At 74.4% G+C, this 21,485-nt stretch carries 18 protein-coding genes and 1 tRNA gene; 5 read left to right on the top strand and 14 right to left on the bottom strand.

Going from position 1 to position 21,485, the window contains the following annotated elements; all coding sequences use genetic code 11:
• Positions 1–80 precede the first annotated feature (80 nt).
• Together ACFCY7_RS28245 and ACFCY7_RS28240 are read right to left on the bottom strand one after the other, a co-directional pair.
• Positions 81–629 carry a GNAT family N-acetyltransferase gene (locus tag ACFCY7_RS28245; RefSeq protein WP_376488876.1) on the bottom strand — a complete coding sequence of 183 codons (549 nt, stop codon included), beginning with the start codon at positions 627–629 and terminating at the stop codon, positions 81–83.
• A gap of 78 nt (positions 630–707) precedes the next feature.
• A complete protein-coding gene (locus ACFCY7_RS28240) occupies positions 708–1,637 on the bottom strand; it encodes an NADP-dependent oxidoreductase (protein WP_376488875.1) in 930 nt (309 codons plus the stop codon).
• A 185-nt stretch (positions 1,638–1,822) separates the two neighbouring features.
• Between ACFCY7_RS28240 and ACFCY7_RS28235 the strand changes: the two genes are divergently transcribed.
• Both ACFCY7_RS28235 and ACFCY7_RS28230 read left to right on the top strand, forming a co-directional pair.
• The gene (locus ACFCY7_RS28235) at positions 1,823–3,067 is read left to right on the top strand and encodes a LuxR C-terminal-related transcriptional regulator (RefSeq protein ID WP_376488874.1); all 1,245 of its coding nucleotides are present in this window, start codon (positions 1,823–1,825) and stop codon (positions 3,065–3,067) included.
• 124 nt (positions 3,068–3,191) lie between these two features.
• Positions 3,192–4,877, top strand: coding sequence for a bifunctional 3'-5' exonuclease/DNA polymerase (locus ACFCY7_RS28230; protein WP_376488873.1), 1,686 nt, complete (start codon positions 3,192–3,194; stop codon positions 4,875–4,877).
• A 187-nt stretch (positions 4,878–5,064) separates the two neighbouring features.
• Here the strand turns inward: ACFCY7_RS28230 and ACFCY7_RS28225 are convergent, their stop codons facing one another.
• Entirely contained in the window at positions 5,065–6,366 is a 1,302-nt protein-coding gene (locus ACFCY7_RS28225; RefSeq protein ID WP_376488872.1) for a hypothetical protein, read from the bottom strand.
• Between the two features lie 86 nt (positions 6,367–6,452).
• Positions 6,453–6,962 carry a SigE family RNA polymerase sigma factor gene (locus tag ACFCY7_RS28220; RefSeq protein ID WP_376488871.1) on the bottom strand — a complete coding sequence of 170 codons (510 nt, stop codon included), beginning with the start codon at positions 6,960–6,962 and terminating at the stop codon, positions 6,453–6,455.
• 154 nt (positions 6,963–7,116) lie between these two features.
• Here ACFCY7_RS28220 and ACFCY7_RS28215 point away from each other — a divergent pair, with 154 nt between their 5' ends.
• On the top strand, positions 7,117–7,503 hold the full coding sequence (locus ACFCY7_RS28215) for a DUF6479 family protein (protein WP_376488870.1): 387 nt from the start codon (positions 7,117–7,119) through the stop codon (positions 7,501–7,503).
• 72 nt (positions 7,504–7,575) lie between these two features.
• Complete coding sequence (locus ACFCY7_RS28210; protein WP_376488869.1) at positions 7,576–8,526, top strand: sigma factor-like helix-turn-helix DNA-binding protein; 951 nt, start codon at positions 7,576–7,578, stop codon at positions 8,524–8,526.
• Positions 8,527–8,703: 177 nt separating this feature from the next.
• On the opposite strand, the gene ACFCY7_RS28205 is transcribed toward ACFCY7_RS28210, so the two are convergent.
• The 8 genes from ACFCY7_RS28205 to ACFCY7_RS28170 form a co-directional block, all read right to left on the bottom strand.
• Positions 8,704–9,399, bottom strand: coding sequence for a pyridoxamine 5'-phosphate oxidase family protein (locus tag ACFCY7_RS28205; protein ID WP_376488868.1), 696 nt, complete (start codon positions 9,397–9,399; stop codon positions 8,704–8,706).
• 47 nt (positions 9,400–9,446) lie between these two features.
• Positions 9,447–10,796, bottom strand: coding sequence for a lysine N(6)-hydroxylase/L-ornithine N(5)-oxygenase family protein (locus ACFCY7_RS28200; RefSeq protein ID WP_376488867.1), 1,350 nt, complete (start codon positions 10,794–10,796; stop codon positions 9,447–9,449).
• A 33-nt stretch (positions 10,797–10,829) separates the two neighbouring features.
• On the bottom strand, positions 10,830–12,071 hold the full coding sequence (locus ACFCY7_RS28195; RefSeq protein ID WP_376488881.1) for an APC family permease: 1,242 nt from the start codon (positions 12,069–12,071) through the stop codon (positions 10,830–10,832).
• 250 nt (positions 12,072–12,321) lie between these two features.
• Positions 12,322–14,802, bottom strand: a complete 2,481-nt coding sequence (locus ACFCY7_RS28190) for an FAD-dependent oxidoreductase (RefSeq protein WP_376488866.1) — start codon at positions 14,800–14,802, stop codon at positions 12,322–12,324.
• Positions 14,795–16,423, bottom strand: a complete 1,629-nt coding sequence (locus ACFCY7_RS28185; protein ID WP_376488865.1) for a class I tRNA ligase family protein — start codon at positions 16,421–16,423, stop codon at positions 14,795–14,797. The genes ACFCY7_RS28190 and ACFCY7_RS28185 overlap by 8 nt, the downstream gene beginning before the upstream one ends.
• Positions 16,420–16,917, bottom strand: a complete 498-nt coding sequence (locus ACFCY7_RS28180) for a cupin domain-containing protein (protein ID WP_376488864.1) — start codon at positions 16,915–16,917, stop codon at positions 16,420–16,422. The genes ACFCY7_RS28185 and ACFCY7_RS28180 overlap by 4 nt, the downstream gene beginning before the upstream one ends.
• 202 nt (positions 16,918–17,119) lie before the next feature.
• A complete protein-coding gene (locus ACFCY7_RS28175; protein ID WP_376488863.1) occupies positions 17,120–18,031 on the bottom strand; it encodes a hypothetical protein in 912 nt (303 codons plus the stop codon).
• A complete protein-coding gene (locus ACFCY7_RS28170; protein ID WP_376488862.1) occupies positions 18,028–18,243 on the bottom strand; it encodes a hypothetical protein in 216 nt (71 codons plus the stop codon). The genes ACFCY7_RS28175 and ACFCY7_RS28170 overlap by 4 nt, the downstream gene beginning before the upstream one ends.
• Positions 18,244–18,476: 233 nt before the next feature.
• Here ACFCY7_RS28170 and ACFCY7_RS28165 point away from each other — a divergent pair, with 233 nt between their 5' ends.
• Positions 18,477–19,580, top strand: a complete 1,104-nt coding sequence (locus tag ACFCY7_RS28165) for a LuxR C-terminal-related transcriptional regulator (protein ID WP_376488861.1) — start codon at positions 18,477–18,479, stop codon at positions 19,578–19,580.
• A gap of 42 nt (positions 19,581–19,622) precedes the next feature.
• Here ACFCY7_RS28165 and ACFCY7_RS28160 read toward each other — a convergent pair.
• Positions 19,623–19,696 (bottom strand) — tRNA-Thr (locus ACFCY7_RS28160).
• A gap of 85 nt (positions 19,697–19,781) precedes the next feature.
• Positions 19,782–21,344, bottom strand: a complete 1,563-nt coding sequence (locus ACFCY7_RS28155) for an alpha/beta hydrolase (RefSeq protein WP_376488860.1) — start codon at positions 21,342–21,344, stop codon at positions 19,782–19,784.
• Positions 21,345–21,485: the final 141 nt, after the last annotated feature.

The raw sequence follows: 21,485 nt of genomic DNA, 5'->3' as shown, positions 1-21,485 counted from the left end.
GGGGGCTGGGGGTGTCTTCCTGATCGGGCCGGGCTCGTGGCGTCTGGTGCCGCGAGCCAGGCGAGACTTCCGAACAGCCCCTAGGGCTTGGGCCAGTCGGGGGAGAGGATGGACCAGATTTGCTGGTCGTGGCGGGTGCCGCGGTAGGGGGCGCTTTGGCGGAGGGTGCCGTCGAGGGTCATGCCGAGGCGGCGGGCGACGGCGATGCTGGGGGCGTTGTCGGAGTTGACGATCCATTCGACGCGGTGGATGCCGCGTACGCGGATGGCCCAGTCGATGAGGGCGTGGGCGGCCCGGGTGACGAGGCCGCGGCCGGTGGCGGCGGGTTCGAGCCAGCAGCCGGCTTCGGCGGTGCCGTTCGCGGTGTCGAGGGTGCGGAGGATGACGGCGCCGACGAGGGTGTCGTGGAGCCAGATGCCGTGGATGCGGCCGGTGTCGGCGGCGGCCTTCTCGGCGTAGAGGCGGAGGAAGGCGCGGCTGGATTCGAGGTCGGTGACGACGTCGGGGAGGCCGTTGCGGGCGCCGATGAAGTCGCGTCCACGGTCCATGTGGGCGAGGAACTCGTCGGCCTGCCAGGTTTCGAGGGGGCGGAGTTCCGCGCCGTCGTCTCCCAGGGATATCGCGTACATCGTCGTCGCCTTCCACGGTCGGGGTCCAGCATCACGGCGGAGGGATCTTCTCACTCATCCGCCGTGAGGGGGGCGGCCCTACGGGATCAGGACCAGCTTGCCGCGCACGTGGCCGGACTCGCTCGACTCCTGGGCGCGGGCGGCCTCCTTGAGGGGGAGGGTGTCGGCCAGGCGGACGACGAGGGCGCCCTCGGCGGCGAGGCGGGCGTGGGCGGCGAGGCCGCGCCGCACGTCGTCGGGGTCGCCCGAGACGCCGGAGAAGGTGATGCCGAACTCTTCGGCGTCGGTGGCGGCGATGGTGGCGATCCGGTTCTTGTCCGCCGTTCCTTCTCCGCCGAGGAGTTCGATGGCGACGGGCAGGACGCCGTGGCCGGCCGCGTCGAAGACGGCGTCGACGCCGTCGGGGGCGGCGGCCCTGACCCGGTCGGCGAGGCCGTCGCCGTACGCCACGGGGATCGCGCCGAGCTCGCGCAGGTAGGCGTGGTTGGATTCGGAGGCGCTGCCGACGACCGTGATGCCGGCGGCGACGGCGAGTTGGACGGCGACGGAGCCGACGACGCCGGCGGCGCCGTGCAGGAACAGCGTCTCGCCCTCTCGGGCGCCGATCAGGTCGAGGACCCGCTGCGCGGTCTCGCCGGCCACGGGGAGGCTCGCGGCGGCCTCCCAGGAGAGGCCGGCGGGCTTGGGGGCGACGGTGCCGGCGATGGCGTACTCGGCGTAGGCGCCGGTCTTGGTCCAGCCGAGGACCTCGTCGCCGACGGCGAGGTCGGTGACGCCTTCGCCGAGGGCGTCGACGGTGCCGGCGAACTCGAGGCCGGGGACGGCGGGGAAGGTCGTCGGGTAGAACGCCTCGACCCAGCCGTAACGGCGCTTCCAGTCCACCGGGTTGAGCCCGACCGCGGCGATCTTGACGCGGACCTCGCCGGGTCCGGGCTCCGGTACGGCGACTCCGGTCGCGTGGCGCAGCACCTCGGGGCCGCCGAACTCCTCGTACACGATCGCTTCCATCTCAGCCTCCACCGCTGCTCGTTGCCGCTCTGCGCGCTGCCGTCGGACCGTCCTCGGAACTGGCTTCCGATCTCCGACGCCCTCATCCTGCGCCCGCGTGCACCCCGCCCCCGCCCTCCCAACGGCCAGTCCCACCTGGCCGAAAGACCGGCCCTGATCGGTCGCTCGCGATTAGGCTGAACCGCATGGACGCGCTCACGCTGACCGCCGCGTACGAGATCCTCCGGCAGCCGCTCGGGGAGATCCTTCCGAGGGTCTCCGCGGCCCTCGCGCCCGTGGTCCCGCACGTGGACGCGGCCGAACTGTCCACGCACTGCGCCCATTCGCCGTTCAAGGCGATCGGCGGTACGGAGGGGCTGACCGGTTCCGAGCTGGCGCCGCTGCTCGCGGCGGGCGTGCCCGGCAGTCCCTGGCAGGGGGTGGCGACGGTCGGCGGGCGGGAGCACGCGGTGGTGGCCGTCACCAGCCACGCGACCCGGCGCGGTGCGCTCCTCGTGCTGGTGCGGGAGGACGGCACCGCCCCGGCGGACGCGGCCGGACTCGCTGTCGTCCAGGCCTTGTGGGACCTGGTGACCAGCCATTTCGACCGGTTCGCGACGGAGGCCGTGCCGGGCGCCCTGGCCCGGTCACGGGCCGCGGCCGACACGCGCGCGCGGGTGATCGCCGAACTGACGGCCGCGCACACGGCCGCCCTCTCGGGCGTGCTCGGCGTGCTCCGCAGCCGCGCCCTCGACGACACGACGGCCCGGGCCACCGCGACCGATCTCGCCGCCTCGGCGCTGATCGACATGCGGGCGGCCCAGCGGCACGACCGGGCACTCGCCGAGGAGCCCGCCCAGGACGCCTTCGAGCGGCTCGCCGGCGAACTGCGGCCCATGCTCCGCCACAGCACCGTCCGGCTCGAACTCGGCGCCCCCGACTCCCCCCGCACCCTCGCCGCGGACGTCGCCCACAGCGCGCGGGCCATCGTCCGCTCGCTGCTCCTCGTCGTCCTCGAACAGGACTCCGTGCGCCGCGTCCACGTCGGCTGGCAGCTCACCGAGCACGAACTCCGCGCCTCCGTACGCGACGACGGCGCCGGCGCGCTCGCCGCCTGCGACCTCGGTGCCGGCACGATCCGCGACCGCCTCGACGTCCTCGGCGGCCGCCTCGACGTGGACGCCGTGCCCGGCTGGGGCACCACCCTCACCGCCGTCCTCCCCCTCGCGACCCCCTCGGCGCCGGCCGATGCCGCGCACCCGCTGGCCGGGCTCGGCGAGCGGGAGGTGGAGGTCCTCCGGCACCTGGCGCTCGGGCACCGCAACCGGCGGATCGCCGAGGAGCTCCACATCAGCGAGTCCACCGTGAAGTTCCACGTCGCCAACATCCTCGGCAAGCTCGGCGTCGACTCGCGCGGCGAGGCCGCCGCCCTCTTCCACGCCGCGGCCTGACCCCGCCCCCAACGGTTTCTCCCCCACCCGGTTTCGCCCCCACGGATTTCGCCCCCCACCGGTCCCGCGACCCGCGCTCCCGCTGTCCCGGGGAGTGTCAGTGGGGAGTGCCAGACTCGGACGTATGGGCGAGAGATGGGCACTGGGGGTCGAGGAGGAGGGGGCGTGGGTGGTGCCCCTGGGGGCGGCCGGGGAGCCGGTGGGGGAGGTGCTGTGGGAGCCGGATCTCGTCGAGGCGGTGCGGCGCCGGCCGGGGGTGGCGCGGTGGGTGTGGCGGTCGACGGCCGAGGTGTACCCGCGGCTGCTGGCGGCGGGGGTGCGGGTGGAGCGGTGCTACGACGTGGAGGGCGCCGAGCAGCTGCTGCTGGGGCACGAGGGGCGGCTCGGGGAGCCTCGTTCGGCGGCGGCGGCGTGGGCGCGCCTGCGGAACGCTCCGGTGCCTCCGGACCCGCCGCAGCGGAGCGCGGAGCCGGGCTCGCAGGACTCGCTGTTCGAGCCGCGCCCGGTGGTGTCCGTACCGTTCGAGGGGTTGCTTGCGGTGTACGCGGAGCAGCTGCGCCGGCACGACCGGACCGGGCATCCGGGGCGGATGCGGCTGCTGACGGCCGCGGAGTCGGCGGGAATGCTGGTGGCCGCCGAGATGCACCGGGCGGGGCTGCCGTGGCGGGCGGACGTGCACCGGGAGCTGTTGAACGAGCTGCTGGGCGAGCGGTACGCGGGCGGGGGCGAGCCGAGGCGGCTGGCGGAGCTCGCGGACGAGGTGTCGGCGGCGTTCGGCCGCCGGGTCCGCCCTGATCTGCCGGCCGATGTGGTGAAGGCCTTCGCGCAGGCCGGGGTGCGGCTGAAGTCGACCCGCCGCTGGGAGCTGGAGGAGGTCGACCACCCGGCGGTGGAGCCGTTGATCGCGTACAAGAAGCTGTACCGGATCTGGACGGCGCACGGCTGGTCGTGGCTGGCCGACTGGGTCAGGGACGGCCGCTTCCGGCCGGAGTACCTGCCCGGGGGGACGGTCAGCGGACGCTGGACGACGAACGGCGGCGGCGCGCTGCAGATCCCGAAGGTGATCCGGCAGGCCGTGGTCGCCGACGGGGGCTGGCGGCTCGTGGTGGCGGACGCCGACCAGATGGAGCCGCGCGTGCTCGCCGCGATCTCCCGCGACCCGGGTCTGATGGAGGTGGCGGGGCACCCCGACGACCTGTACGCCCGGCTCTCGGACCGGGCCTTCTCCGGCGACCGCGCCCACGCGAAGTTGGCGCTGCTCGGCGCGATCTACGGGCAGACCAGTGGTGACGGCCTGAAGAACCTGGCGGCGCTGCGGCGCCGTTTCCCTCGTGCGGTGGCCTATGTCGACGAGGCGGCGAAGGCCGGTGAGGAGGGCCGCCTGGTCCGGACATGGCTGGGCAGGACCAGTCCGCGCGCGGTCGGCTCGGGCGACGACGACGAGGCGGGACTGCCGCAGGACTCCGGCGAACCGGAGCCGGAGAGCGGCGAGTTCGTCCCGGGTTACGCCTCCGGGAACGCCCGGGCGCGCGGCCGGTTCACCCGTAACTTCGTCGTGCAGGGCAGTGCCGCCGACTGGGCCCTGCTGATGCTGGCGGCGCTGCGGCGCTCCCTCTCCGGGATGCGGGCCGAGCTGGTCTTCTTCCAGCACGACGAGGTGATCGTGCACTGTCCGGCGGAGGAGGCCGAGGCGGTCACGGAGGCGATCCGGGCGGCGGGGGACGAGGCGGGGCGGATCGCTTTCGGCGAGACGCCGGTGCGGTTCCCGTTCACGACGGCCACGGTCGAGCGCTACTCGGACGCCAAGTAGGCGAGCACTGCTCGGACGCCGAGGAGGCGAGCACCACTCGGACGCCGGGATAGGCGAGCTCCACTCGGATGCCCGAGTGGAGGTGCGCCGCACCCCTGGCTCGTCCCGGGGCTGCGACCCTCGGCTCGCCCCGGGGGCCCCGGGGCGGCGGGTCGGCCCGCCGCCCCTCTCCCCCGTGCGGAGCGGCCTACTTGCGGGGGAGCTTCTGCCACTTCGGGTCGAGGGCGATCGCCTTCAGCTGGGCGAGGGTCAGCGCGGGCTCGGCGCGCGTGGCGGCCTCGTGCTGGGCACCGGTGTTGAAGGTGCTGACGACGACCCGGAAGCCGGCCGGGGTGATGGTGTCGGCGGTCCACCAGACGACGCCGGCGCCGCCCTTCTCGCCGGGCTGCTGGGTGACCTTGACCTTGCGGCCGTCGGGCAGGGTGGTGACGTCGCCGGAGCCGAAGAGCTCGTCGGCGACGCTCTTCATGTTCGGCTGGACGTTGATCTGGACGAGGCTCTTGCCCTTGCCGTCGTCGACGACGAGGAAGCCGAACTCGCCGCTGCCGCCCTTGTCCGTGACCTTCAGGCCCTTGGGCAGGAGGGAGCGCAGGGTGGCCTGGACCGAGTCGCCGACCGGCTCGGCCGGCCGCTGGGCCACGTTGCCCGGGGCGACCTTCGCCGGGGGCAACTGCGGCAGCTGCTTGAGCAGCGGGCGCCAGGCGTCGGTGGTGACGAGGGCCTTCAGCTGGGCCGGGGTGAACGGCGGGTTCTCCCGGCTGATGGCGGCGCCCTTCTCGGCGGCCGCGTTGTACTCGCTCACGTCGACCAGGAAGCCGTCCTTGGTGAGCAGGACCGCCCGCCAGGACTTGGTCTCCTCGCGCTTGTCGGGGTACTCGTACCCCTGGAGGACCATCAGCCGGGCGCCGTTCGGCAGCCGCTCGGCGGTGCAGTCGTCGAACGGGACGAAGGCCTTGTCCGGGCAGGTGACCTGGCCGACGCCCCCCTCGCCGTCGCCGGAGCCGCGGTAGAGGCCGACGGAGACGGCCGCCTTGCCGCGGCCGTCGTCGTAGACGCCGCCGGCGGACTGGCCCTTGCCGCCGAGGTCGGCGATCTCCCACTTCCCGGCCGGGGTGTGGGCCTTGAGGACGGCCGCGATGTCCTTGACGGGGATCTGCGCCTGGGCCGCCGCCTTCGGGTCGGTGGTGGCGGACGCGGTGCCGGAGACGTTGCCCGGCTTGGGGGCCGCGGCCACGGAGGTGGCCGTCGGCTGTCCGCCGGAGCCGACCAGGGATCCGCCGTACACGCCGCCGATGCCGACGGCGGCGAGCGCGAGGGCGCCGCCCGTCACCGCGAGGCGGCGGCGCACGAGGCGGCGCCGGCCGCGGGAGAGCCCGCCCGCGACGAGCTCGCCCCGGCCCTCGACGGAGAAGCCGTCGCCGGCTCGGCGCAGGACCGCGCCGAGTTCCTCCTCGAAGCCTTCGTGCTGGGAATCGTCGTTCTGAGGCATGCCGAAATCACCGTCTCCGGTTCGTGGGTGAAGAAGTCCAGTGGTCAGTCGCCGGTGGGCGACAGTGTGCGGTCGGCGGGCGGCGGTCAGCGGGCGGCGAACTCGGTGATGCTGCCGCCGAGCCGTTCCCGCAGCTTCGCCAGCGCCCGTACCGAGCGGGTGCGGACCGCGGCGGAGCTGACGTGCAGGGCGTCGGCGGTCTCCTCGATGCTGCGGTCCTCCCAGTACCGCAGGACCACGACCGCCCGGTCCTTGGGTGCGAGTCCGGCCAGCGCGTCGAGCAGCGCGATCCGGAGCGCGGGGTCCTCGCCGTTGGCGGGGGCGCGGTCCGGCAGCTCGCCGAGCGGGCGCTCGGTGGCGGACCGTCGCCGCTGGTGGTTGAGGAAGGTGCGCACCAGCACGGTCTGGGCGTACGCGGCGGGGTTGCCGATCCGGGCCATGCGCCCCCACAGCGCGTACATCCGGCCGAGCGTCTCCTGGGTGAGGTCCTCGGCGAGGTGGGTGTCGCCGCTGGTCAGCAGACATGCGGACCGGAAAAGGTGCCCCGTGCGTGCGGAGGCGAACTCCAGGAACTCGTCCGCGCGGGACTTTCTCATGCCCCTCCCTTCCCTCACGGTCACGTGGTGTGGTCGCCGTACACCTCATTGACGCGATGGGGTCGGGGAAATGTTTCAGGGGGACACGGACTAATTCCGAGGGGATCTCCCGCCCGACGTATCCGAATAAGCGGAATCGGGTAATCCTGAAGGTATGAACACTCTCAGCGCAGCAGAGATCCTGGCCGCTGGGGTTTGGCAGTCAGGGCTTGGACAGGTTCTCGGCGGACTGGTCATCGTCGCCGTGCTCATCGGCGCGGTCTGGCTCGGCTTCCGCGTCCGGGACCGCGAATCCGCGCCACCCAAGCCGGAGGAGCAGCCTCACCGGCCCGACACCGGCGCCATCCCGGGCGAGGCGTCCGAATACCGCAGGGCCGAGGAGATGCCGAAGAACGACGGCGAGCACCGGCTCATGCCGTACCAGCTGAAGGGCTCCGGCGGTACGGAGAGCTCGCCCGACCCGCCCAGCGAGGAGAAGCGCAAGTGGGGCGGGATCTCCAGCGGTGGCTTCGGCAGCGGGGGCACCGGACACGGCGACTGACGCCGGGCGAACCCAGGGCCGCCGCCGGGACACCGACGGCGGCCGCACCCCGCGTCACGGAGGTCACACCCCGTGGATGACGACACGCACAACAAGGACGACCGCGCCGTCGCCGCCCGCTTCGAGGAGGAGCGGCAGCGGCTGCGGGCCGTCGCGTACCGCCTGCTCGGCACGTTCGACGAGGCCGACGACGCCGTACGGGAGGCGGTGCTGCGCGCGGCACGGGAAGCGGTACGGGCCTCGGTGCGGCGCGGCGACCCGCCGACCGAGATCGTCGCCCGGGTCTGCCTGGAGCGGCTCCGGGCCCGCGAGGCCCACCGGGGGAAGCCCTGGGATCCCTGGGACCCCTGGGCCGTCGGCGCGCCGAACCGGCCGCACCGGCCCGACGAGGTCTCCGACCCCGGCAGGCGGGCCCTCCTCGCCGCCGACAGCGACTCCACCGCCCCGGACCTCCCGCAGGTCCTGGACGGCCTGACGCCCTCCGAACGGCTGGCGTACGTCCTCCACGACCTGTTCTCCGAACCGTACGAGGAGATCGCCGGGATCCTGGACCGCACCCCGTCCGCCGCCCGTCAGCTGGCCGGCCGGGCCCGGCACCGGGTGGGCGGCGCGGAGGAGATGCCGCACCCCGATCCCGACCGCGGCCGCGAGGTCGTCGCGGCCCTCCTGGAGGCCGCCCGCAACGGTGACCTCGACGGCCTCCTCGCCCTGCTCGACCCGGACGTGGTGCTCCGCGCCGACGCCGCCGCCGTCCGGGCGGGGACGGCCGCGGCTCACGGAGCCCCGGCGGTCGCCCGACCGGTCGCCCGACACGCGCGGGCGGCGCGCCCCGCCCTGGTGGACGGCATGGCGGGCCTGGTCGAAGGCGACCCCGCGGGTAGCGGCGACGCCACCGCGGTCCTCGGCTTCACCGTCCTCCACGACCTGATCACCTCCGTCGACCTCCTGGCCGACGCCGACCACCTCAGCCGACTGGACCTCCGGCTCCTCGACGGGACACGGCTGCCGCCGGCGGCGGCGTGAGGCCGGGCGGGGCGGGGATGTCCCCTGGCCGGGCGGTGTGTGGGGACGCCCCCAGGCCGGGCGGTGTGGGGGTGTCTCCACGGCCGCCCGCCCACGTCTCCTCCCCCGCGGCCGCCGCCGCCCGAGGACACCTCTCAGCAGACGCTCAGCGGACGCTCAGCGGCGTCCGTCGGGCGCTCAGCGGGCGTCCGTCGGGCGGCCCGCGCGGGAGGAGACGTGGGCGGGCGGCGCGAGGTCCGCGGGGAGGGCGGGGTCGGTGACGGGGTCGCCGAAGGTGGTCACCACGGGGAGGACCCCCGCCCACAGGCCGAGCGCCGCGTCCTCGGAGTCGCCGTCGTCCGGCGGACCGCTGCGGGTCTTCACCGAGGCCTCGGCGAGGTCGAGCGCGAGGACGGAGGTCGCGGCCAGCTCCTTGCGGCTGGGCTGCCGCACGTACTCCCACTGGCCCGGGGAGCTCTGCTCGGTGAGGGCCCGCAGGCCGCGCAGCTTCTCGTCCGGGTCGGTCACGATGCGGGGCACGCCGTAGACCATCGCGCAGCGGTAGTTGACGCCGTGCTCGAAGACGGAGCGGGCCAGGACGAGACCGTCGACGTGGGTGACGGTGACGCAGACGGTGGTGTCCGGGGCCTGGACCAGGCTGCGGCTGGCGACGGACCCGTGCAGGTAGAGCCGGTCGCCGTCCACGCCGTACGCGGTGGGCACCACCATCGTCGTCCCGTCGACGGTGACGCCGAGGTGGCAGAGGAAGCCCGCCGCGAGCACGGCGTCCAGGTCGGCGCGGCGGTGGCTGCCCTTCTCGCGCATGCGGCGCAGCCGGGTCCGCTCGGTGACGGCCAACTGGTCGTCGGAAGTGGCGGTGGTGGTGGTGCTCATGGTTCCCTCTCGCTCCGCGTACCGGTGTGCAGGTGTTGTACGGGTTCTCAGCCCGTCACCGCCACCGGCGCCCGCCTGTCGGAACGGCGGTGCTCCGCAAGGGAGTCGCAGATCTCGCCGGCCCGGACGGCGGCCATCGACAGGAGGTTGGCGGTGATGCCGTGCGAGTGCTCGGTGCCGCCCATCAGGTAGATCCCGGCCTCCATCTCCGGAGCGGTCTCCACCCGGTAGTCGCGGCGCACCCGCAGCCGGCCGGCCTCGTCGCGCAGGCAGGCGGCGTCGAGCTCGCCCAGCAGGCGGGTCGGGTCAGGCTCGCCGTAACCGGTGGCGTACACGACGGCGTCGGCCGTCATCGTCTCCGTCTCGTCCGTGGCGAGGTTCCGCACCTCGACGCGGACGCCGTCGGGGCCCTCCTCGACCCCGGTGAGCCGGGTGACGCCGAGGATCCGCAGCCGCTGCTCGCCGCGCACCTTCTCCTGGTACGAGCGGCGGTAGAGCTCCTCGATGAGGTCCATGTCGACCACGCCGTAGTTGGTGTTGCGGTGGTAGTCCATGAGCGTGCGGCGGACGGACGGATCGGCGCCGTGGTACAGGTCGACGGCCTCCGGGTCGAAGATCCGGTTCGCGTACGGGCTGTCGTCGGCCGGGCTGTACCCGTACCGGGTGTGTACGGCGACGACCTCCGCGCCCTCGAACGTGCGGTGCAGGTGGTCGACGATCTCGGCGGCGCTCTGCCCCGCCCCCGCCACCACGAAGCGGCGCGGGTTCCCGCTCGGCAGCGCGGCGAGCCGGTGCAGGAACTCGCTGCTGTGCCAGAGGCGTTCGGACGACTCGACGCCCTCGGGGAGCCGGGGCACGAGGCCGGTGCCGATGACCAGGTTCCGTGCCCGGTAGGTGACGGCCTCCGCCTCGGCGCCGCTGCCGGCACCGCCGAGCGCGGCGACGTCGACCTCGACGACGGGGCCGTCCTGGCCCGCCCGGTCCGCGGGGCGGATGGCCGTCACTTCGAGGCCGTAACGGACCATGTGGTCCACGCCGTTGGCCGCCCACTGGAGATAGTCGTGGAACTCCTCCCGGGTCGGGAACAGCGCCTTGTGGTTGATGAAGTCGACCAGCCTGCCCCGGTCGTGCAGGTAGGACACGAACCCGAAGCGGCTGACCGGGTTGCGCATCGTGGCCAGGTCCTTGAGGAACGAGACCTGCATCGTGGCGTCCGGGATGAGCATGCCCCGGTGCCAGCCGAACGCAGGCTGCTTCTCCAGGAAGACGGCCGTCAGCTCCTCGCCGGGCGCGGCCTGCTCGTTGTGCTCCTCGATCGCGATGGCGAGGGCGAGGTTGGCGGGCCCGAAGCCGACACCGACGACGTCGTAGACGGGAGTGGTCTCGTTCGTGCTCATGGCGGAAAACCTTTCGGAATCGGAGAAACCTGTTCAGGACGTACGAGCAGGGGTACGGGTACGGGTGCGGCCGGCCGTCAGCGCCACGCACCCGGCGGCGAGGACCAGGGCGAACAGCAGGCCCGTACCGGCGAAGGACAGGAACACGACCGCGATCAGCAGGGTCACGACGGCCGTCACGCGCAGCGCGCGCCCGGTGCCGCGCGCTCTGAGCGCCGCCGCGGCGGCCGCCACGTACAGGAGCAGGAACGCGCTGCTGGTGACGACGAGCACCGGCTCCTCGCCGGTCCCCGCGACGGTCAGCGCACCGAGGACCGCCGCGTAGGCGAGGGCCAGGGCCGCCGTCGCCCACACCGGCCGGCCGGCCAGCCGCCCCGGCAGGATCCGCTCGCGGGCCGCCGCCCGGACGACCCGCGTCGCGCCGAGGACCCACGCGTTGGTGGCGACCACCGCGAGCCCCAGGGCCAGCAGATCGCCGGCGACGGCACCGCCCTCGCCGAGCGAGGCGCCCAACAGGGCCGTGATGACGACCGGTTCGTCGCCCGGGACGGCGAGATACGCCGCCGTCACCGCCACGTACAGCAGACCCACGATCGGGACCGCCCAGCGGATCGCCCGCCGGTAGCTCCGGGCCGGGTCGTCGACCTGCTCGGCGAGCGTCGACACGTTCTCCCAGCCCAGGAACGAGAAGAACGCGGTCACGACGGCGATCCCGACCCCGCCCCAGCCGTGCGTGACGAACGGCGTGTACTCCCCCGCGTCGAAGCGCGGCACCGCGAGCACCACCGCCCCGCCGAGCCCCAGCAGCAGCACCACCAGCGCGGCGGCCTGGACCCGGGCACCCGCCGTCAGGCCCAGCAGCGTGAACGCGGCCGACACCGCCATGAACCCGATCGCGATCGGATACACCGGCCCGTCCGGCTCACCCAGCAGCCCCAGCAGGCACCGGGCCGACACGATGCCCATCACCGGGTTCCCGATCACGTACGTCGCCACGAGCAGCAGCCCCGCCGCCCGCCCCGACCTCCGCCCGAACCCCGCCTCCACCATCGCGGCCAGCCCCGACGCGTCCGGCCGCCACGCCGACATCTCCGCGAAGAACCGCGCGAACGGGTACGAGCTCACCGCCAGCGCCAGCCACGCGAGCAGCGCCGCGGGGCCCGCCTGCCGCTCCGTCAGCCCCGGCACCAGCAGAATCCCCGTCCCCACCAGGCTGCTGACGTAGAACACCACCAACGCCCTGACCCCGAGCCCCTCACGGCCCCCCTCAGCCACCTCCGGCCGAGCCACCACATCCGTCACACCGCCACCTCCATTCCAACGAACCGAAACTTCCCACTCACCACCCCAGCCGCCCCGTTCAAGCCACCGACGGCTCCCACACCCCGCCCGGCCCACCCCGTTGTGGACACCGGCGACTTCCGCGCCCCCGCCCAGACCAGGCCCACCCCGTTGTGGGCACGGGCCCGGCGTGAGCCTGCGCGGGCCGCAGGGCTCGGCACGGAGCCAAAGGCCCGGCGTGAAGTCAAAGGCCCGTGAGAACCTCCAAGGCTTCGGCGGCGGCGAGTTCGGCCGCGGCGGGCGCGGTCTTGAAGCCCGCACCGGACCACCCCGTCGCGAGGACGACGCGGCTGCCGGCGTGGGAGCGCCCGAGGTGGGGCCGGGAGTGGGGCGTGTAGAGGTCGACGCCTCGGCGCCCGGCGAGGAAGCGGGTGGCGGGGTCGGCGAGCCAGGGCCAGCGGACGGCGGCCCCCTGGCGGATGTACGTCACTTGGTCGTCGGTGAGCGTGTCGTCGCCCCCGGGGGGCACGTCCCATTCGTCGACGGGCCGCCCGGCCATGTAGCCGCCGGCGGCTTCACCGCTGAGCTGGGGTCTGCCCCAGACGCCGGTGACGAGGTCGACGACGGTCGGCAGGCCGGCCGTGGCGGGGTGGTGGAAGAAGCCGTAGCGGATGCTCTTGGTGCGTCCGGCGTCCGCGCCGCTGAGCCGGTGTCCGGCGATGTGCCCGGTCCCGCCGCCGGCGGCGAGGACGATGGCGCGGGCTTCGACGGGGCCTCCGGGTTCAAGGAGGACGCGGACGCGGTCGTCCCCGGGCGTGGCGACGAGTTCGCGGACGAGTGCGGGCAGCAGCCGGGCCCCGTGGGCGAGCGCCCGGTCGCGGTAGGCGCGGGCCGCGCGGGGCGGGTCGGCGTAGCCGGCCTCGGGTTCCCAGACGCCGGCGGTGATGCCGTCGACGGCGAGTCCGGGGAAGCGGGCCGCGATCTCGTCGGGAGCGAGGAGTTCGGCGGGCACGCCGGCGCCGTTGAGCTCGGCGACGCCCTTGCGGGCCTGTTCCATGTCGGGGTCGCCGCAGAGGACGAGCGACCCGGTGGTCATGAAGCCGTACGGGCCGGGTGCGAGCGCGGCCGGCCCCCAGGCGAGCTGGTGGCTGCGCAGGGCGAGCCCCCGCAGGTACGGGTCGGGTTCGTAGGACCGTACGAGCCCGCCGGACATCGCGGTGGCGTGGTCCTGGCTGCCGTCCATGGGGGCGACGAGCGCGACCCGGGCGCCGTGCCGGGCGAGTACGGACGCGGTGGCGGCGCCGACGACCCCGGCGCCCACGATGATCACGTCGTAGGCCCGGCCGCGGACGGGCGCGGTGGTGCGGGGCGCGTCCGGCACGGGCGCGAAGTCCCATCCGACGCTCCCGGCTTCCGGTTCCCCGCGCGCGGTGAACCCCCGGTCGGCGTGGGCCCGTACAGCGGCGAGCAGGGTGCGTCCGGTCCGTTCGGGGTCCTCGGTGAGCGCGGCGGTGGCGGCGGCGAACGCGGCGTCGACGTGGGTCTCGGGGCCGCCGCGCATCCGGGCCACATGGGCCGCGGGGCGACCGGGCGGCTCGGCGAGCAGCGCGGCGAACTCGTCCACCGCGCAGTCGTCGGTGAAGTAGAACGCCCCGCCGAACCCGGCTGCCCGCCACTCCTGCCCGATCCGCGCGGCCCCGGCATGGGTGCCGCACACGACGAGCGCGGTGATCGCCGCGACGGTCTCGGCGGTCGGCCCGTCACCGCCGTCGAGCACCTCGACGGCCGCGGGGCCGCCGAGGGCGCCGGGCCCGGTGCCGGAACCGAGGCCGGGACCGGAGCCGAAGCCCGTGCCGGACCCAGAGCCGGGGCCGGAGCCGAGGCCAGGGCCGACCGCGGCCCCGGCCCCGCGGCCCGTCGCCCCGCGGCCCGTCGTCCCACGGCCCGGACCGGACGGCGCGTCCGTTCCTCGGGGGCACCCCGTCAGAGCCGCCGGTACCGGCACCGCGCCGGTCGCGGGGCCGCTGCCGTCCGAGACGACGGCGCCGGACGGCAGGGCGGGGCTTGCGGGGGGTGCGGGCCGGGGTTCGCGGACGAGCCGGGCGAGGCATGTTCCGTAGGGGGTGCCATCGTGGGTGACGGCGATCCGGGTGTGCCCGGCGGACCGGACGGCCACCAGCAGGTCGGCGGCTTGGGCCCGGTCGTCAGGGCACCAGCGCAGGATGGTGCCGGCGCTGTCGGCGAGGAGGTCGGGCGTGGTGGCGAGGGGCAGCAGGACGGGGAGTCCGGCGGCCCGGTAGACGGGCAGGGCCACGCGCGCGCCCGCGCTGTTGAAGTGTCCGACGACCAGCGTGTGCCGGCCTTCGGCGACGACGGCCTCGGCGATCTGCCGAGCGGTCTCGGTCTCGCCCCGGTCGTCGTACAGCTCCCAGGTGACGGCGGACCCGTAGTGGGCGGCGGCCCGCTCCAGGTGTTCGCCCCAGGCGGCCCGTTCGCCGGAGAACGGGCCGACGACCGCCCCGCGCGGCAGCGCGTCCGCCGCGGCCTCGGCCTCGGCGGACCGCAGGCCGGTCACGGCGCCGGCCCAGTTGCCGAGGGCGGACACGACGCCGCCCGGGGTGACGACCGCGGACGCGTCCCCGGACACGGCCTCGGTCGCGATCGGGCCCGGGGCCGTGTCCGCGGCCCCGATCCCGGCCTCGCCGTCCCACAGCAGATCAGGCACTGAAGACCGCCCCGGGCCAGGCGGCCACCGGCGTCCCCGGGGCGAGGGGGGCCAGGGCGTCCACGTCCACCCGCCGCGCCTCGGGCGCGAGCGCGAGCAGGCCGGCGAGGCGGGCGGAGCCGTACGGCAGGGCGGGCGCGGCCCACGCCGACAGGGCGGCGGCGACGGCGAGCTGGGCGGCGAGGGCGGCCCGGTAGGCGGGGCCGCCGGCCGGGCGCTCCCGCTCGAAGCCGGTGACGTGTCCGAAGTCCTCGGCGAGGGCGACGATCTCGTCGAGCAGCGCGACGGCGCGCCGCGCGTCGTACCCCTCGACGCCGTACGCGTCCCGCAGCTGGCCGACGGTTCCGGCGAGCCGGTCGCGGAGCCGTTCCCATGCGGGGCCCTGCGGCGCCTCGGCGGGTGCGGCGCCGTCCGCGTCCTCGGCGACGGCGGTGAGGAGGCGGCCGAGCCAGCCGTCCCAGCGGTCGGCGAGCCGGGCGCGGCTGAGTTCGAGGGCCTGCGAACTGAAGCTGGTCTGGCGGCCGTTGGGCCGGTCGGCCAGGACGTGGTAGCGGAGCACGTCGGCGCCGGTGCGGGCGAGCTCCTCGTGCGCCCAGATGGCGTGGCGGCGGCTGGTGGAGAACTTGAGGCCTTCGAGCCGGTAGAACTCGTTGACCACGAAGGCCTTCGGCAGCGCGATGGCGGGGTCGTACGCCCGGAACGCGGCGGGGAACAGCAGCGCGTGGAAGTAGCCGTTGTCGAAGCCGAAGAACTGGACGGGGGCGGGCGCGGGCCCGGTGCCGCCGGCGCCGGTCCACTCCAGGAGGTAGCCGGGGGCCATCTCGAACCAGACGTAGACCCGCTGTTCGGTGAAGCCCGCGACGGGTACCGGCACGCCCCACTCGGAGGGGTGGCTGACGGCGATCTCGGGGAGTCCTTCGGCCCGCATCCGTTCGCACAGCGACCGCAGGTGCGGCGGCATGTCGACCTGCTCCCAGAAGTCGGCGAGCTGCTGCTCCCAGGGTGCGAGGGGGAAGTAGAGCCGTTCGCAGTCGCGGAGTTCGGGGGTGGCGCCGCAGCCGGTGCAGACGGGGTTCGCCAGGTCGGCGCAGTCGTTGGGGCGGCCGCAGGGCTCGCAGGCGTTGCCGTTGGAGCCGGAGCCGCAGTGCGGGCAGTCGCCCTTCAGGTAGGCCTCGTACAGCCACCGCTCGCAGCCGGTGCAGTACGGCAGCGGTGCCGTGCGGGCGACGATGTGCCCGGCGTCGTACAGGCGCTGGAAGAACTCCTGGACGGCCGTCTGGTAGCCGATGTCGCGGCGCGGGCGGACGATCGCGTCGAAGTCGGCGCCGGCGCGGCTCCACACGGACTCGATGGAGGCGCCGTAGCCGTCGGCGACCTCTTCGCCCTTGCGTCCGCCGTCGTTGATGCCGCGGACCGGCACGTAGCTCTGGTGGTCGTCGAGGCCGGTCGTGTAGCGGACCGGCCCGGTGCCCTCGGCGGCGAGGAAGCGGCGCAGGACGTCACCGGCGAGGTACGGGCCGGCGAGGTGGCCGATGTGCAGGTCGCCGTTGGGGGTGGGCGGCGTGGCGGTGATCCACTGGGCCGTCGTGCGGGGCGTCGGGTGCGTCACGTTGTCGCTCATGCGGCAACCTCCTCGTTCTCGTCGGTGCTTTCGGTGTCGTCGGTGCTGTCGGTGGGCAGCGCGGGCTCGCGCAGCGGCCAGTACAGGGAGATCCAACTCAGTTCGGTGTCGCCGGTGTTGTGGACGACGTGCTCCTGGTTGCGCGGCAGGACGACGACGTCGCCGGCGCGGAACGGCGGTTCGAGCCCGCCGTCGAGCGTCACCGCTCCCGAGCCCGCCAGGATGATCATGACCTCGTCCTGGTTGTGGCAGTCCGGGTCCGAATCGCCCCCGGGCCGCAGGAAGCAGGCCATCGCCCCGACGGGCGTCTCCTCCCCGCCGGCCCACGGGATCAGGCGCTGACAGGCGAGCCCGAACTCCTCCGTGGCGGAACTGCGGTCGATGCGGAAGCGGTTGGCCATGGCGGCGGCTCCGGTGGTCTCGGCGAGATCGCGGTACGGGGTCGGGGCGAGGGGCTGCTCTCCCGGCGGCGGGATGGGCGCGGTGAACGGCATGCGGGTCTCCTCGGACGGGCTACGGCGGCGGGCGCGACGGGCAACGGCGGGCGACGGCGGGCGACGGCGGGCGACGGCGGGCGACGGGCAACGGTCAACGGACGACGGACGACGACGGGCAGGGGGAATCCCGGCACGGCGCCACGGCGACAACACGGCGGCACACGGCGAGGCGGGACCGAGCGACCCCGGCCCCCGCGGTTCAGGCGCCGGCGTGCGGGTCCAGTCCCCGTACCGCCGAGACCGGGATGCGGGCGAGGCCCGCCATGACCTGGCGGGGCCCGGCACCCCACCCGTACCGCCGCTTCAGCGGGGCGACATGGGTGGCGATGAGCGCGAGCAGCGGGGTGAGGTCGGCGGGGGCGGCGCCGAGCAGGGCGAGGAGCTGCTCGGTGCGGGTCAGTCCGGCACCCGGGCCGATCCCGTGCACGGCGGTGTCCTGCCAGGTGGCGCCGGCGCTGCCGGCGACGACGGTGTTGTGCAGGGCGAAGCCCTGGTTGTCGTGGGCGTGGATGCCGACGGGGGCGGTGACGGCGGCACGGGTGGACTGGACGAGTTCGATGACCCGCTCCGGGCGGAACGAGCCGAGCGAGTCGACGAGGAACACGGCGTCGAGGGGGCCGAGCGCCGCGGCCTCGCCGAGACAGCCGTCGAGTTCGCGGTAGGAGGCGAGGTCGATGTCGGTGAGGAACAGGCAGACGCCGAGCCCGGCCTCCCGCAGCCGCCGCAGCGGGGCGGCGACGCGGGCCACCCGGTCGTACCGGACGGCGAGCCGCACCAGGCCGACGGGGACGGAGCCGGCGGCGAGCGCCTCGGCGATCCGGCCGGCGGCGGCCGTGGCGGCGGTGTCCGTGACGGGCAGGGCGGCGGTGTCGAGCAGGACGGAGAAACGCGGCCCGTACCGCTCGTCGTGGTCTCCGGGAAGGGGGACCGGCAGCAGGTCGCCGAAGGGGGCTCCGGGGCCGGCGGGGTCGTGGACGGTGCCCAGCTCGACGATGTCGACGCCGATCCGCGCGCAGACCGCGAGGTAGTCGGCGGCCAGCGCGGGGGGTACGGAGCCGCCGGTGAGCTGCCCGCCGGTGCGCAGGGTGCAGTCGAGCAGGGTCATGCTCATCCCCAGCCGGTGTCGTGCGTGCCCGGACCGCCGACCGGCGTGCCCGTTCCGCTGCCGTCGGTGCCGTTCGGGCCGCTCAGGACGGCCGCGCCCCATCCGGTGTCGTGCGTTCCGGCGCCGCCGGCGGCCTGGGTCGCGGTGACGGTGGCCAGACCCGCGAGGCCGGTGATCAGCGTGGTGGCGAGGAGGCTGGTGCGGATCCGCCGCTTCATGTCGGGTGTCTCTTTCCGCGAGGGGGCGTCGCGAGGACGCCGCGAGGAGGTCACGAGGAGGTCGTGATGGATTGAGCGGGATTACGAGCTTCACGGGCTGTGCGAGCTTGGTGAGCTTTGACCTTCTGGGCGGTGGGATGAACGTATCCCGCGACTGCATGCCTATGGGTCCGACCGCATGGCTCATGAGCCTGCATGGCAGCAACAGGACGCCATGACAAACGGGGGACAAAGTGTCGACAACCGACATAAGGCAGGGCTCCGGCAGCACTCGAACGGCCCGGGAGGCCGACCCGGGGACCACCCTCCCCACGCCTCCCGCGTCCGCACCGGCCACCACCGACGACGACCCGCTGACCCGCGTCTACGGCCGCGTCCTCGACCGCGACCCGGCGCGGCCCGCAGCACACTCCACCGAGCTCGCGGAGGAACTTCGACTCCCCCTGGCCCGGGTGGAGTCCGCCGTCTCCGCCCTCCTCGACATGGGCCTGCTCCGCCGCACCCCGGAACGCGCCGTGCTGCCCGTGGCGCCCGACGACGCCGTCCAGCGCACGCTCGGGCCGCTGGAACGCGAGATGCGCGCCCGCCGCCGACACATGGAGCGCAGCCGCGAGCAGCTGATGGCGTTCATGCCGCTCTACGAGTCACACCTGCGCCGGCAGACCCACCTGCGGCAGACCGAGCACGTCGAGCTGCTCACCGACCTCCGCTCGGTGCGGGAGGCGATCACCGAACTCGGCCGCACCTGCGAACGCGAGGTCCTCACGGCCCAGCCCGGCGGCGGCCGGCGCGCCGAGGTCCTGGAAGAGGCCGTGGCCCGCGACGAGGAACTCCTGCGCCGCGGCGTCCGCATGCGCATGCTCTACCAGCACACCGCCCGCTTCTCCGCAGGCACCTGCGCCTACGTCGAGCGGGTCGGCCGGCTCGGCGCCCAGGTCCGCACCCTCGACGACGAGTTCATGCGCCTCCTCGTCTTCGACCGCACCACCGCGGTCATCCCGGTGCCCGACGACCCCCAGGCCGCCGTCCTCATCCGCGAGCCGCACGTGGTCGCCTTCATGGTCGGCGCCTACGAACGCCTCTGGCTCGAAGCCCTCCCGTTCGAGACCGAGTGGGACCGCCAGACCATCATGGACATCTCCGACGAGCTCAAGCAGACCATCGTCCGCCTCCTCACCGAAGGCCTCACCGACGCCGCCATCGCCCGCCGCCTCGGCCTCTCCGTCCGCAGCTGCCGCCGCCACGTCGCCGACGTCATGTCCGCCCTCGGCGCCGAAAGCCGCTTCCAGGCCGGCTACCTCCTCGCCCAACAGGAGACCCCCGCCCCCCGGGCATGAAAAAACCCCAGGTCACGGCGAGTGAGTCCTGGGGTAATTCCGAGCCGCCTTCGGGATTCGAACCCGAGACCTACGCATTACGAGTGCGTTGCTCTGGCCAACTGAGCTAAGGCGGCATGCTGTGCAGACACATCGTGGGTGCAGCAGCGCGGCCAAGTCTACACAGTTTCCGGGGGTGGTCCGACCACCCCCGGATCAGGGCTATGAGCAGCGCTTTCCGTCCTGGGGAGGGGTGCCTTCGAGGAGGTAGGCGTTGATGGCGGTGTCGATGCAGTCGCTGCCGCGGCCGTAGGCGGTGTGGCCGTCGCCCTCGTAGGTGAGGAGGGTGCCGGAGGAGAGCTGGTCGGCGAGGGAGCGGGCCCACCGGTAGGGGGTGGCGGGGTCGCGGGTGGTGCCGACGACGAGGATGGGGGCGGCGCCGTCGGCGGTGATGCGGTGGGGGTGGCCGGTGGGCTGCGTGGGCCAGTAGGTGCAGTTGAGGGCGGCCCAGGCGAGGCCCGCGCCGAAGACCGGGGAGGCCTTCTCGAAGGCGGGTACGGCCTTCGAGGCGTCGGTGGGGCCGGCGTAGGCGGGTGGCAGGTCGAGGCAGTTCACGGCGGCGTTGGCGAACATCAGGTTGGCGTAGGTGCCGTCCGCCTCGCGTTCGTAGTAGCTGTCGGCGAGGGCGAGGAGGCCGGAGCCCTCGCCGCCGATGGCCCGGGTGAGGGCCTCGCGCAGCTGGGGCCAGGCGCCCTCGTCGTACATGGCGGCGATCACGCCGGTGGTGGCGAGGGACTCGCCGAGCGCGCGGCTCTCGCCGGTGGGCACCGGCTCGGCGTCGACGTCGCGGAAGAACGTCTTCAGGGCCTCGCCGGCCGCCGCGACCGACTTGGTGCCGAGGGGGCAGTCAGGCGTGCGGACGCAGTCGGCGGCGAAGGCGCGGAAGGCGGTCTCGAAGCCCGCGGTCTGGTCGCGGTTGAGGTCGACCGCGGAGAGCGAGGGGTCCATCGCCCCGTCGAGGACGAGGCGGCCGACCCGGGCGGGGAACAGTTCGGCGTAGGTGGCGCCCAGGAAGGTGCCGTACGACGCCCCCACGTACGCGAGCTTCTCGTCGCCGAGCACCGCCCGCAGGATGTCCATGTCCCGGGCCGTCTCGACGGTGGAGACGTGGGGCAGGATCGTGCCGGACTTCTTCTCGCAGCCGGCCGCGAAGTCCTTGAACGCGGCACTGAGCGCGTTGACCTCCGCCGTGTCGTCGGGGGTCTGGTCGACCTGGGTGTACGCGTCCATCTGCGGGCCCGTCAGGCAGTCGACCGGCTCGCTGCGGGCGACTCCGCGCGGGTCGACGGCCACCATGTCGTAGCGGGCGCGGACCGGTGCGGGGTAGCCGATGCCCGCGTACCCCTGGAGGTAGCCGACGGCGGAGCCGCCGGGCCCGCCGGGGTTGACCAGGAGCGAGCCGAGCCGCTTCCCGGGGCCGGTGGCCCGGGCCCGCGAGACGGCCAGCTTCACGTCGCCGGCCTCCGGGTTCGCGTAGTCGAGCGGGGCGAGCAGCGTCGTGCACTGGAAGCCCGTGACCCCGCAGTCGCGCCAGGACAGCTTCTGCGCGTAGTACTTCTTCAGCGCCCCGGCCTCGGGCGAGGCGGCTGCGGAGCCCGCGGCCGAGGCGCCCGGCGGGGTGCTCCGCGACGCGGCTGCGCCGCTTCCGCCCGAGCAGCCGGAGAGGATCAGTCCGGCGGCGGCGAGAGCCGTGGCGGACGTGCGGAGCAAGCGCCTGGAATCCATTCCCGGAGCGTATCCGCACGAGTACGGAACGTGTCCAATCGCGCTCCCCGCCGTGCGCTCCCCTGGGTCCGGCGTGATCGGCAGGACACCCGGGGCCTGTCGTCGCATTCCCGTCGTCGCCCGTGGGGCAGACGGGAATGC

The sequence above is a fragment of the Streptomyces sp. NPDC056361 genome, assembly GCF_042262805.1.
Classification (GTDB): domain Bacteria; phylum Actinomycetota; class Actinomycetes; order Streptomycetales; family Streptomycetaceae; genus Streptomyces.
This window is presented reverse-complemented; position numbering and strand designations above follow the sequence as displayed.